The organism is Pseudomonas migulae NBRC 103157, from assembly GCF_002091715.1.
Lineage (GTDB): Bacteria > Pseudomonadota > Gammaproteobacteria > Pseudomonadales > Pseudomonadaceae > Aquipseudomonas > Aquipseudomonas migulae_A.
Genome location: NZ_BDAG01000010.1, coordinates 97726 through 110383 on the forward strand (window position 1 = coordinate 97726; position 12658 = coordinate 110383).

The 12658-nt window shown below is 59.8% G+C and carries 11 protein-coding genes; 2 read left to right on the forward strand and 9 right to left on the reverse strand.

Going from position 1 to position 12658, the window contains the following annotated elements:
- The first annotated feature begins 1 nt into the window (after position 1).
- Positions 2-1621: a DUF2300 domain-containing protein gene (locus PMI01S_RS10315; protein WP_084319684.1), complete on the forward strand. Its 1620-nt coding sequence runs from the start codon at positions 2-4 to the stop codon at positions 1619-1621.
- Between the two features lie 3 nt (positions 1622-1624).
- Positions 1625-2440, forward strand: coding sequence for a YfaP family protein (locus tag PMI01S_RS10320; RefSeq protein ID WP_084319685.1), 816 nt, complete (start codon positions 1625-1627; stop codon positions 2438-2440).
- A 453-nt stretch (positions 2441-2893) separates the two neighbouring features.
- On the opposite strand, the gene PMI01S_RS10325 is transcribed toward PMI01S_RS10320, so the two are convergent.
- The 9 genes from PMI01S_RS10325 to exaC all read right to left on the reverse strand — a co-directional run bounded on the left by PMI01S_RS10325 (position 2894) and on the right by exaC (position 12388).
- Positions 2894-3646 carry a S24 family peptidase gene (locus tag PMI01S_RS10325; protein ID WP_084319686.1) on the reverse strand — a complete coding sequence of 251 codons (753 nt, stop codon included), beginning with the start codon at positions 3644-3646 and terminating at the stop codon, positions 2894-2896.
- Between the two features lie 226 nt (positions 3647-3872).
- Positions 3873-4400, reverse strand: coding sequence for an inorganic diphosphatase (gene ppa, locus PMI01S_RS10330; protein WP_003205933.1), 528 nt, complete (start codon positions 4398-4400; stop codon positions 3873-3875).
- 113 nt (positions 4401-4513) lie between these two features.
- Positions 4514-5326 (reverse strand): M90 family metallopeptidase, encoded by an 813-nt coding sequence (locus tag PMI01S_RS10335; protein ID WP_084319687.1) that lies wholly within the window; start codon positions 5324-5326, stop codon positions 4514-4516.
- A 3-nt stretch (positions 5327-5329) separates the two neighbouring features.
- On the reverse strand, positions 5330-5986 hold the full coding sequence (locus PMI01S_RS10340; RefSeq protein ID WP_084319688.1) for a DedA family protein: 657 nt from the start codon (positions 5984-5986) through the stop codon (positions 5330-5332).
- A gap of 295 nt (positions 5987-6281) precedes the next feature.
- The gene (locus PMI01S_RS10345; RefSeq protein ID WP_008042983.1) at positions 6282-6743 is read right to left on the reverse strand and encodes a GNAT family N-acetyltransferase; all 462 of its coding nucleotides are present in this window, start codon (positions 6741-6743) and stop codon (positions 6282-6284) included.
- Positions 6744-6857: 114 nt separating this feature from the next.
- Entirely contained in the window at positions 6858-7682 is an 825-nt protein-coding gene (eutC, locus tag PMI01S_RS10350; RefSeq protein ID WP_174602659.1) for an ethanolamine ammonia-lyase subunit EutC, read from the reverse strand.
- Between the two features lie 8 nt (positions 7683-7690).
- On the reverse strand, positions 7691-9085 hold the full coding sequence (locus PMI01S_RS10355; RefSeq protein ID WP_084319737.1) for an ethanolamine ammonia-lyase subunit EutB: 1395 nt from the start codon (positions 9083-9085) through the stop codon (positions 7691-7693).
- A 196-nt stretch (positions 9086-9281) separates the two neighbouring features.
- Positions 9282-10652 carry an ethanolamine permease gene (gene eat / locus PMI01S_RS10360; RefSeq protein ID WP_084319690.1) on the reverse strand — a complete coding sequence of 457 codons (1371 nt, stop codon included), beginning with the start codon at positions 10650-10652 and terminating at the stop codon, positions 9282-9284.
- Positions 10653-10867: 215 nt separating this feature from the next.
- A complete protein-coding gene (gene exaC / locus PMI01S_RS10365) occupies positions 10868-12388 on the reverse strand; it encodes an acetaldehyde dehydrogenase ExaC (protein WP_084319691.1) in 1521 nt (506 codons plus the stop codon).
- Positions 12389-12658 lie beyond the last annotated feature (270 nt).

The window sequence follows — 12658 nt, forward strand, 5'->3', positions numbered from 1 at the left end:
CATGACCCGACATTTGGTCTGGTGGCTGCTGTGTTTGATCCCTGCGCTGGCGACAGCGCAGGACGAGCCGTTGCGGCTGGGCTTCAAGGGTGAATTGCTGTTGCTGAGCCGGACCCAGGTGATTTCTCGCGAGCCGTTGCCTGACGCCTTGCAGACACCGTTGGGCAGTGTGTGGAAGTTGTTTGTCTACGGCTGGCTGGTGGACACCGGTGCCCGAGAGCCGGCGTATGAATGTCGCGGGCAGTCGAAAGAAGACGTTTATTGCTGCACCGCGGGCGGCAAGATTGAGCGTGATCAGGCGTTGGTGAAGTCCTGCGGTTTGTATTTTGAGCCTGCGCGATTGGGTATTTCCGGTGCTGATTGGCGCACGTATTGGCAGGCACGGCAGGCGCCGGAGTGGTTGCTGGATTTGCCTTCGTTGCAGCCATCCACGCGGGTTTCGGTGGTGGAGTTGCTGCGAATGCTTGCCGTAATGCCCGCGCAGGATCAGGCGCGGCGGGTGTTGCTGGACGTGGTGCTGAATGCGGCCGACGGCAATGTCGTAGGCGAACTCGGTGGCCGGTTGCGGGTGAAAACCTGGAGCTGGTTGGGTGATCAGGATCCGTCGTCGCGTCAGGGTGGGTTTGCCGGCTGGACAGTGGATGGCACGCCGGTCTGGGCCGGTGGGCGGGGGACCAGTCAAATGGTTCTGCGCAATTACGGTCAGGCGTTGGCTTCGGTGTTGCCGGTGGATTGGCCTGTGGATGCGGGGCGTTGCGTCGAAGTCGGGTTGTTTTCTCGTTATCCGATTGGACGCGTTTTGGCGGGGGATCGGGCTGTTACTTCCGGGCCGCTGCAGGGCGACTTTCGCGTCGAATTCTTGAACGGCAACCAACTCGACATCCACAGTGATGGCGAGCTGTTTTTATTGAAGGACAAGCTGGTCGCCCGCCTGGACCGCGAAGAATACGTCGCCCGCGTCCTCCAGCGAGAAGCGAAGCCTGAACCCGCCGAGGCCGCCAAAGCTCTGGCCATCGCGATAAGAACCTATCTGCTGCAAAACGCCACCCGCAACGGCGACTGCCTGAGCATCGACGACAGCAGCAGCCGCCAACGCGTCGCGCCACGCCCGGCCACCGCCGAATCACGCAACATCGCCGCGTGGACCAGCGACCTCGTCCTCGCCGGCAGCACCGTCACCTACCACTCCGACCAGCCTGGCCCGGACAAACTCTCCTGGCAGCACGCCGTCGAACAGGCCAGCGCCGGCCAACGCTACGACGCCATCCTGCTGCACGCCTATCCGCGCGCGAGCCTCAGCCGCTGGGACAACCCGGTCGCCTCCTGCGAACCCCTGCCCGCCGCGCAAGACTGGTTGCAAACCCAGCGCCGCGGCTGGCGTGCGCGGTTGGAAAGCGAGGTCGGCTACAACGAAGTCAACACGTTCGCCGTCTGCCGTCTGGCCTTCGGCCGCCCGTACGTCGACCGCGAGCGTCAGCGCATCTACGTGCGCGGCGTGCTGTCGCTGCAAGATCGCCTCGACCTTACCCACGAATACCTGCACCTGGCCTTCGAAGCACACCCAAACGGCCAGGATGAAACCTACATTGAAGGGCTCGCCCGCCACCTCTTGCTGGAATAGGCCATGAAACTCCGTTATCCACAGGTCTTCCTGTTCCTTTGTTCTGTTTGCGTGTTGCCGACGGTTTCTGCGGCTGAAAGCGCGGTCAAACTCGACACCCCCGTCGGCGGCTGGCGCACCGGTGCGGTCGAGGGCGAAGGCGAAAACTTCCGCCAGACCGTCAACTACCCGGCTTCCTCGGTGAACACGCCGGCAGGACAGGCCAACACCGCACGCATCACCGGCCAGATCAAAGCCACCCCCAAGTCCACTGAACCGGGCCGATTGATCGTCAACGGCGTCAGCATGCCGCTGAAAATCGATCCCGCTGGCCGCTTCGATCGACCGTTCTCGTTTCCCAACGGCAGCAACAGCGTCGAAGTCCGCAGCCCCGATGGCCAACAACGCCATCGCACGCAATTCCTCAACACCCGCGGTGGTGCGACACCGGCCAAGTTGCGGGTGTTGCTGGCCTGGGACAGCGACGGTACGGATCTGGACTTGCACCTCATCACGCCCGATGGGGCACACATCTGGTATGGCGATCGGGTTGTGGCTAATGGTGCGGCGCTGGATGTGGACGTCACGACGGGGTACGGCCCGGAGATTTTCGCCATGCCTGCGCCGATCAAAGGGCAGTACCTCGTATACGTGAACTACTTCGGGGGCGGGTATCGGAGTGATGAGGACGGGCAAGAGGACGCGGTTCAACCACTGACGACGGCGCAGGTGACGGTAATCACGGAGGAAGGGACGCCGAACGAGAAGATGGAGACTTTTCTGGTGCCAATGCGGGCGGTGGGGGAGTTGACGTTGGTTAAGGGGTTTAGTTATCCGTGAGGCTGCGAACGTAATACTTGTGCAAGCACCTCTTGCACATTTTGCGTTCTACCATCAGCACCGCTGACACTCGTAAGGAAACTTTTCGACAGGCATTAAAAAGCCGGCTTGTGGCCGGCTTCTCGGGGACTGGCTTGGTTCATTTTTGGTAAACCGCGCCAGCCTTCAAAACGTACACCCGGATCTTGCGTCCGGCTGTGGGACTCGGCGAGAAAATCATCTGCCTTGTCGGTGCGATCGGAGCCGCGGGGCGGGTCGATGCGCAAATGTGGGGCGCAGCATACTGATTTTTTTGGGAAATTCCCAGCTTGGTGTGCGGGGTAGAGCTGTCAGTTGCCCTGGATCGGGTAGCTGATCCGGGATTTGAGGTGAATGGTCCATCGCCTTCGCGGGCAAGCCCGCTCCCACAGGGTTTAAGTGATACCTGTAGAAATGGGCGTGTCGGCAAACAAGCTACAAGAATGGCACCGGTGGCCTGCGTTTGTTCAGGGTCGACCACCAGAACACCCATCCCAGCACCCTGATGTTTTCTTCTTCGATTTGCGCGGTCCTGAAGATCTCTTCGGGGTATTCGGCGCTGTTGTGGCTGCGCATGCGAATCGCGTTGCCCGGCACACGGCTCAGGTACTTGATGCGCAACATGCCGTCGTGCTCGACGGCATAGATCTCGCCGTCGACAATTTGTGTGAGCCCGCGATCGATGGCGACGATGGAGCCGTCTTCGATTCTTTCGGCCATGCTGTTGCCGACCATCCGGGCGCAGATGGCGTCGGAGTGCTTGATTTCCAGGGAGTCGAGATCGCTGCGAGGCAAGCGGATCGATTCGCTGGGGTCCTTGATGACATGAGTTTTGTCGGTGCCGGGAGTGATGGCCGTTTCTTTGAAGAAGGGCAGTTCGATATCGACTGGTTCGATGACCCGGTAGGTGCCGCGGATCGATTGGGCGTCGAAGGCGTTGCCGGAGTCGTCGATCAGACGTAGTTCCCTGGCGTCTTTGGGGCCTTCGCCGGTTTTCAACCATTCGCTGTTCACGGACAGTCTTCTGGCGACATCCTCCATGCGGTAGTCGGGCACTCCGCGGGAATACCAGTTGTGGACGGTTTGAGGGTCGGTGATGCCCAGGAATTCGGCAAATCTCGTTGTCGTGATTTGGACCTCTTTCAGGAGCGTTCTGAATCGTGGGCCGCAGGTTTTGTTCTTTTTCATAAACACGAGTCTAGCCGCGCGGCATAAGGCTTTGATTCAACAAAACGTTCAAATTCGGCGTGAATTTTAAGTCTTGATGTAAGACGTCTTTGGTAAGAATTAAACAAGAAAAAACCGCTGTGCCCACCAGTTAAACGTGCTGTTTAAGCTGATTCAAGCGCGCACAAAAAACCCCGGATCAACCGGGGTTTTTTCAAGTCGTCAGTGGCGCAAGGCCAGTGGCGTCTCAGCCTTTATAGGCAGCAACCGACTTGGTGATCGCTTCGCGGGCGGCGTCTGCACCGGCCCAGCCTTCGATCTTCACCCATTTGCCTTTTTCGAGATCTTTGTAGTTCGCGAAGAAGTGCTCGATCTGCTGAATCAGCAGGGGTGGCAGGTCGGTGTATTCCTTCACGTCGACGTACAGCTGGGACAGCTTGTCGTGTGGGACTGCGATGACTTTGGCATCGCCGCCGCCGTCGTCGGTCATGTTCAGGATGCCGACCGGACGGGCGCGGATGACGGAGCCTGGAGCAACCGGGTAAGGGGTCACGACCAGAACGTCGAGGGGGTCACCGTCGTCAGCCAGGGTGTTCGGGATGTAACCGTAGTTGGCCGGGTAGAACATCGGGGTGGCCATGAAACGGTCAACGAACAGGCAATCGCTGTCTTTGTCGATTTCGTATTTGATCGGCGCGTGGTTGGCCGGAATCTCGATCGCGACGTAGATGTCGTTCGGCAGGTCTTTGCCAGCCGGAATCTTGCTGTAGCTCATTGGGCGGTGCCCCCGTTAGTTGACCAAAAACACTTGGCCGGATTGACCAAAAAGTGGCGGCGATTATAGGCATATTCCGCCACCGTTGCTATGTGCCAGAGGTCGTGTAGACCTTAGTAGTGTGCCTGATAGACCGGATCTTCGGCCTGAAGTTGCCGCAATCTGCTCAGCGGATCTTGGCGATAAAACAGCTTCAGTTGCTCATAGACCTGCGGATAAGCCTCGTGCAGCAAATCCGGGGCGCTGAAGAAGTATTCGCTGGTGACCGCAAAGAACTCGGCGGGGTTTTCCGCGGCGTAGGGGTCGATGGCGGTTTCTGCGTCAGGGTTGTGCTCGAGCTGTCGGTCAAGGTCGTCGTAGGCCTCTTGCATGACCCTGGCCCAGTCGCTGACGCGCATGTCGGCGTGCAGCGGCGGCAGGCCATTGGCATCGCCATTGAGCATGTCGAGTTTGTGCGCGAGTTCGTGGATCACCAGGTTGTAGCCTTCCCAGCCGCCGCTGGCCATCACGCCGGGCCAGGCGAGGATGATCGGGCCTTGCTGCCAGGCCTCACCGCTGTGTTCGCCGTCCCACTCGTGCTCGACCCCACTGGCGTCGCGATGACGCTGGGGGCTGAGGAAGTCGTCGGGGTAGAGGACGATTTCGTGAAAACCCTGATACCAGTTCAGATCGCCCAGGTTCAGCAAGGGCAATTGCGCCTGGGCGGCGAGCAGCAAGCGCTGCTCCTGATGGAGTTCGACGCCGGGCAGGGCGGTCAGGTGTTTGTCTTCGAGGAACAATACACTGGCTTCACGCAGCCACTGGTCTTCAGCGGCGCTGATGCCGTCGAGAAAACTCAGGTGATGGCGCACCCGCTGCCACATATCGTCGGCAATCGGGTGTCTGGCCAGGATGCGCCGGCGACGCCAGGCGCTGAGCGACCACATTGCTCAGTGGGGTTCGGCTTTGGACGCGCGGCTGCCGAAGCGGCTGCGGACCACGCCAATGATCATTGGCACCAGCGACAGCAAGATAATGGCCACCACCAGCAGCGACAGGTTTTGCTTGATGAACGGTACGTTGCCGAAGAAGTAACCGAGGGTCACCAGGCCGCCCACCCAGAGGAGGGTGCCGAGGACGCTAAAGGCAAAGAAGCGCGGATAAGGCATCTTCGCTACGCCGGCGACGAACGGTGCGAAAGTGCGGATGATCGGCAGGAAACGCGCCAGGGTCACGGTTTTGCCACCGTGCTTGTCGTAGAAATCGTGGGTTTGTTGCAAGTAGTCGCGACGGAAGATTTTCGAGTTCGGGTTGCTGAACAGGCGCTCGCCTGCCGTTCGTCCGATGATGTAGTTGGTGCTGTCACCGAGGATCGCCGCGAGCATCAGTAAACCGCCCAGCAGCACAGGGTCCATGCCGCCACCGGCTGCCACTGCACCCGCGATGAACAGTAAGGAATCACCCGGCAGGAAGGGCATCACCACCAGGCCGGTTTCGCAGAAAATCACCAGAAACAGAATGGCGTAAATCCATGGCCCGTAGTTGTTCACCAGCAAGTCGAGGTAAACATCGAGATGCAGGATAAGGTCGAGCGGGTTGAAATCCATGGGGGCACCTGTGGTGACGGCCCGACTCGGCAGGCCTGTGCGGATGACTTCGCGTAAGGCTACAGACGGGTGTAGTTTTTCTTACAAGCCGGAAAGGTCGGCATTATACGGGCTGAGAAGTGAAAAGCGCGTCGAGTTTGTAGCGGGGGATGTCGTGCAAGACCGGCGGCGGGCGCGGTTTTCTTGTAGGAGCAAGCGTGCTCGCGATGGCCTTGAGCGCGCCGTGGGGTGTCGGGCTTGAAGCGTCTCCGTTGACGACCATCGCGAGCAAGCTCGCTCCTTCAGATAACCGGCGTTACAGCTCGTCGCTGATCGGCAACACGTAGTTCTTGAACTCGGTGTCTTCCTTGAACCCGATGGATTCGTAGGTTTTCTGGGCTATTTTGTTGTCGCTGCTGGTGGAAACGCGCATGCGCACGGCATTGGTTTCCTTGGCCATTTTTTTCGCGGTGCGCATCAGATTGTCGGCGACCAACTGACGGCGCGCGTCTTCAGCGACGTAGATGTCATTGAGGATCCACACGCGTTTAAGCGAAAGCGACGAAAAGCTCGGGTACAGCTGACAGAACCCCATCAGCTTCTTGTCGTCGTCATCGGCCAGTGCCAGGTAAATCACCGATTCCTTGCGGCGCAGGCGTTTCTCGAGGAACGCCCGGGACGAGTCCGGATACGGCAGGGAACCATAAAACTCGCGATATTTGACGAACAACGGGGTCAGCAGGTCCAGGTGTTCGAGGGTCGCTTGAATAATCCGCATCGATAGGTCTCGTCTTCAAGTGGCTGTCTTGCTCTGACGGCGAACGGTTCTCACTCGGGCAGCCGTGTTTCGATCCTGCCTGAAACCGAATGAGAAACGCAATGCGGAAACGGTTCAGGCCTTCGGCGAATTCAGTAGGAAATTACCTTTCATTTCCGCCCCTGAGTCCGACTCCAGCGTCTGAAGCTGTGCTTCGTCCTTCAGGTTGACCCCCGATAGCTGCCGCCGACAGGCTTCACGCATCAGATAAAGCAAGCGGTGTGCCGCCATGCCATAACTCAAGCCTTCCAGTCGCACATTGGAGATGCAGTTGCGGTAAGCATCCGTCAGGCCGACCTTTGGATTGTAGGTGAAATATAACCCCAGACTGTCTGGCGAGCTGAGCCCAGGGCGTTCGCCGATCAGGATCACCACCATTTTGGCGCCCAGCAACTCGCCGATCTCGTCGCTCACCGCGACACGGCCTTGCTCTACCAGAATCACCGGAGAAACCGTCCAGCCATCGACTTCGATCTGCTCTCGCATGCGCGCAAGGAAGGGCACGGTGTGGCGGTGCACAGCCAGTGCCGACAAACCATCGGCCACGACAATCACCAGATCAACGCCGCCGGGATGGGCTGAAGCATGGTTGCGCAGGATTTGCGCCGACTCATCGCTCAATTTTCGTCCCAAGTCAGGGCGCTGCAAATAGCTGTCGCGGTTTGTGGCGGCGCTGTGCAGGAGCACACTTTCGTATCCGCACTCCGCCAATTGCGTGCTGAGCCCTGCATGGTCGAAGGGCAGGTGTACCGCGTCCCGAGCCTGGGCGTGGGCGTACTGGAAATCCAGTTGCGCGCTGGTGGGCATGCTGGTGCCGGTGCGGCCCAGGGCAATCCTCGCGGGGGTCAGACGCCGCAGTTCCAGCAATGGGTTTTCTGCATCAACGGGCGGTTTATCCATTTCGACACTCATCCCAGTTGCCCCATCGCCTGGCGGAAGGCGGGCGGCAATCTATCGCCGAAATGAATCTTGCCGTCTGCCTGGGTGAAGATGCCCATTCTGGCCAGCCACCGTTCGAACTCAGGCGCCGGCTTCAGGCCCAGGGTTTGTCGGGCATAGAGCGCATCGTGGAACGAGGTGGTCTGGTAGTTGAGCATGATGTCGTCGGAGCCGGGGATGCCCATGATGAAGTTGATCCCGGCCACGCCCAGCAGGGTCAGCAGGGTGTCCATGTCGTCCTGATCGGCTTCGGCGTGGTTGGTGTAACAGATGTCGCAGCCCATCGGCACGCCCAGCAATTTGCCGCAGAAGTGGTCTTCCAGACCGGCACGGATGATCTGTTTACCGTTGTAGAGGTACTCCGGGCCGATGAATCCTACAACCGTGTTCACCAGGAACGGTTTGAAATGTCGCGCTACGGCGTAGGCGCGGGTTTCGCAGGTCTGTTGATCGAGGCCGTGGTGGGCGTTGGCTGACAGGGCACTGCCCTGGCCTGTCTCGAAATACATCAGGTTTTGTCCCAGCGTGCCGCGATTCAGACTCAAACCGGCGTCGTAGCCCTCCTGCAAAACGTTCAGGTTGATGCCGAAGCTGGCGTTGGCCGCTTCGGTGCCGGCGATCGACTGGAACACCAGGTCCAGCGGAACGCCGCGATTGATTGCTTCGATGGACGTGGTGACGTGGGTTAACACGCAAGCTTGTGTAGGAATTTCATAGCGCTGGATGATCGCGTCGAGCATTTCCAGCATCGCGCAAATCGAGGCAATGCTGTCGGTGGCCGGGTTGATGCCGATCATCGCGTCGCCGTTACCGTACAGCAGCCCGTCCAGAATGCTCGCGGCAATGCCGGCCGGTTCGTCGGTGGGATGGTTGGGTTGCAGGCGTGTGGATAAGCGCCCGCGCAGGCCCATCGTGCCGCGAAACTGCGTGACCACGCGGATTTTCTGCGCGACCAATACCAGGTCCTGCACGCGCATGATTTTCGACACGGCAGCGGCCATTTCCGGCGTCAGGCCCGGGGCGAGGGCGCGCAGGCTGTGTTCGTCGGCTGCATCACTGAGCAGCCAGTCGCGGAAACCACCGACAGTGAGATGGCTAACCGCGGCGAAGGCTTGTTTGTCGTGGGTGTCGATGATCAGTCGGGTGACTTCATCGGCCTCATAGGGAATCAGCACTTCCTGCAGGAAATGAGTCAGCGGGATATCAGCCAGGGCCATTTGCGCGGCCACACGCTCGCCATCGTTGAGGGCGGCGACGCCGGCCAGGAAATCGCCGGAGCGCGCCGGACTGGCCTTGGCCATGACCTCTTTGAGGCTGGCGAAGCGGTAGGTCTGGGCGCCGACGGAATGGGCAAATGTGGCCACGGTGTCCTCCTGATTCTGTAAATAACCTGACAGCACCGCGAATCCTGCAGGAGCCGGCTTGCTGGCGACAACGGTGTGCCGGTTAGCACTTGCGCCGGCTGGAGGACCGCCATCGCCAGCAAGCCGGCGCCTACAATGGATCTTGGTGCACCCTAATAAAGCAGGCGCCAGGCAGCGGGCCCGGCGCCGGTGCAACTCAGACGCCTTCGAGCATCGCATCCGCCGGCGCATCGAAGCGCTGCTTGGCGGTCAGTTGGAAATACAAATAACCGGCCGCCATGAAGCCCAGGAACACACAACCGATCAGCGGGTTGAACCACGCCATCGCCACCAGGCACACCACCGCCAGGAACAGCGCAATCCCCGGGACGATCGGATAGCCCGGCGCGCGGAAGGTGCGTTCCAGGTTCGGCTCGGTTTTACGCAGTTTGAACAGGCTCAGCATACTGATGATGTACATCACGATGGCGCCGAATACCGACATGGTGATCATTGCCGCCGTCAGGGTCATGCCTTGCAGGTTGACCAGGCCGTCGCTGTAGATCGCCGCGATGCCGATCACGCCGCCGGTCAGAATGGCGCGGTGCGGAGTCTGGAAGCGCGACAGTTTGGCCAGCGAACGTGGTAGGTAACCGGCGCGGGCCAGGGCGAAGAACTGACGCGAGTAACCAAGAATGATCCCATGGAAACTCGCCACCAGACCGAACAGACCGATCCAGACCAGCATGTGCATCCAGGTCGAATTGTTGCCGACCACGGCTTTCATCGCCTGAGGCAGCGGGTCGTTGATGTTCGACAGTTGGCGCCAGTCGCCCACGCCGCCGGCCATCACCATCACGCCGATCGCGAGGAACACCAGAGTCAGAATGCCGCTGACGTAGGCTTTGGGAATCGTGCGTTTCGGGTCCTTGGCTTCTTCAGCTGCCATTGCCGCGCCTTCAATGGCGAGGAAAAACCAGATCGCAAACGGGATCGCCGCAAAGATGCCGGGAATCGAGGCCATGGTGAAGTCGTTGGAGCCCGACCAGCCGTTGAGCACGAAGTTGCTGAAACTGAAGCCCGGCGCGACCACGCCCATGAACACCAGCAGTTCGGCGACGGCCAGGACGGTGACCACCAGTTCAAACGTCGCGGCAATGCTGACGCCGAGGATATTCAGGGTCATGAACACAAAATAGGCGCCAACGGCTGCAATCTTGGGATCAAGCTCCGGGTATTGCACGTTCAGATAGGCGCCGATGGCCATCGCAATGGCTGGGGGCGCAAAGACGAACTCGATCAGGGTGGCGATGCCGGCGATGAGTCCGCCTTTTTCGCCAAAGGCCCGTCGGCTATAGGCAAACGGCCCGCCCGCGTGGGGAATGGCGGTGGTCAATTCGGTGAAACTGAAGATGAAACAGGTGTACATCGTCGCCACCATCAACGCGGTGACGAGGAAACCCAGGGTTCCTGCGGTGCCCCAGCCGTAACTCCAGCCGAAGTATTCGCCGGAGATCACCAGGCCGACGGCAATGCCCCATAAGTGCAGGGTGCCGAGTGTGGGTTTGAGCTGTGTGGAAGAAGTCATAAGTCCTCGCTGTCTTTTTTATTGTTTGATCTGTTGGACTTTCGGGGGCTGCTTTTACTGTAAGTCGGGCACGCAAAGCCCGTGCCAGAGCGGCAGGGCTATGATTTGCGGTGTGTTTGAGGGCGCTATCGCCAGTAAGCCGGCTCCTACAGGACTGCGCAAACCTGTAGGAGCCGGCTTGCTGGCGATGGCCGTTAACGCGGTATCGCGTCGGGTTAGAAGAACCCCAACGGATTGATGTCGTAGCTCACCAGCAGGTTTTTGGTCTGCTGATAGTGATCGAGCATCATCTTGTGGGTTTCACGACCGACACCGGACTTTTTGTAACCGCCGAACGCGGCATGCGCCGGGTACAGGTGGTAGCAGTTGGTCCACACGCGACCGGCCTTGATGGCGCGGCCCATGCGATAGGCGCGGTTGATGTCGCGGGTCCAGAGGCCGGCACCCAGGCCGAACTCGGTGTCGTTGGCGATGGCCAGGGCTTCGGCTTCGTCCTTGAACGTGGTGATGCTCACCACCGGGCCAAAGATTTCTTCCTGGAACACGCGCATTTTGTTGGTGCCCTTGAGCAGCGTCGGCTGGATGTAATACCCGCTCGCCAGGTTGCCCTCGAGTTTTTCCACCTTGCCACCGGTCAACAATTCGGCGCCTTCGCCCTTGGCGATTTCCAGGTACGAAAGGATTTTGTCGAACTGTTGCTCGGACGCCTGGGCGCCGACCATGGTGTCGGTGTCCAGCGGGTCGCCACGTTTGATTTGCAGGACTTTCTTCATCACCACTTTCATGAAGTCGTCGTAGATCGACTCTTGCACCAGTGCGCGAGACGGGCAGGTGCAGACTTCGCCCTGGTTGAAGAACGCGAGCACCAGGCCTTCGGCGGCTTTTTCGATGAAGGTTTCTTCGGCTTGCATGATGTCGGCGAAGAAGATGTTCGGCGATTTGCCACCCAGCTCCACGGTGGACGGAATGATGTTTTCGGCGGCGCATTTCATGATGTGCGAGCCGACCGGGGTCGAGCCGGTGAAGGCGATCTTGGCAATGCGTTTACTGGTGGCCAGGGCTTCGCCGGCTTCTTTGCCGAAGCCTTGCACCACGTTCAGCACGCCCGGCGGCAGCAGGTCGCCGATCAGCTCCATCAGCACGGTAATGCCCAGCGGGGTTTGCTCGGCAGGCTTGAGCACCACGCAGTTACCGGCAGCCAGGGCCGGTGCGAGTTTCCACGCGGCCATCAGGATCGGGAAGTTCCACGGAATGATCTGCCCGACCACGCCCAGTGGTTCATGGATGTGATAGGCCACGGTGTTGCCATCGATCTCGGCGGCACTGCCTTCCTGGGCGCGGATGCAACCGGCGAAGTAGCGGAAATGGTCCGCGGCCAATGGGATGTCGGCGTTGAGCGTTTCACGTACGGCTTTGCCGTTGTCCCAGGATTCGGTGATTGCCAGGACTTCCAGGTTCTGTTCGATGCGGTCGGCGATTTTCAGCAGCATCAGCGAGCGAGCCTGGGCGGACGTGGCGCCCCAGGCGTCGGCAGCGGCGTGGGCAGCGTCCAGGGCCTTGTCGATGTCTTCGGCCGTGGAGCGCGGGAATTCGGCAATCGGTTGGCCATTCACTGGCGAGGTATTGGTGAAGTACTGACCTTTGACAGGCGCGACGAACTCGCCGCCGATGTAGTTACCGTATTTGCTCTTGAACGAAACGATAGCGCCTTCAGTACCGGGGTGAGCGTAACGCATAGTGATTTCTCCTTGGCTTTTGTGCTTATAAGGGAGAGCGCATGTGCGCTTGCTATAAGCGTAGAGCAAAGGTCGGGCCACTGCCCTGCAGGTCAGGCAAATCAAGGTCTTGCGCGTTTTTTGTCGGACAGGCGGGCGGCGTCTGTGGCGCTTTCGGTACGGTGCCTGGGACACTTTGTACCGCTTGTGGCACAACCTGTGACCGGGCGGTCTTGCCAGCATTGCAATGAAGGCCAGGCTGGAGGATGCTCGGCACAACCCTTGTAGGAG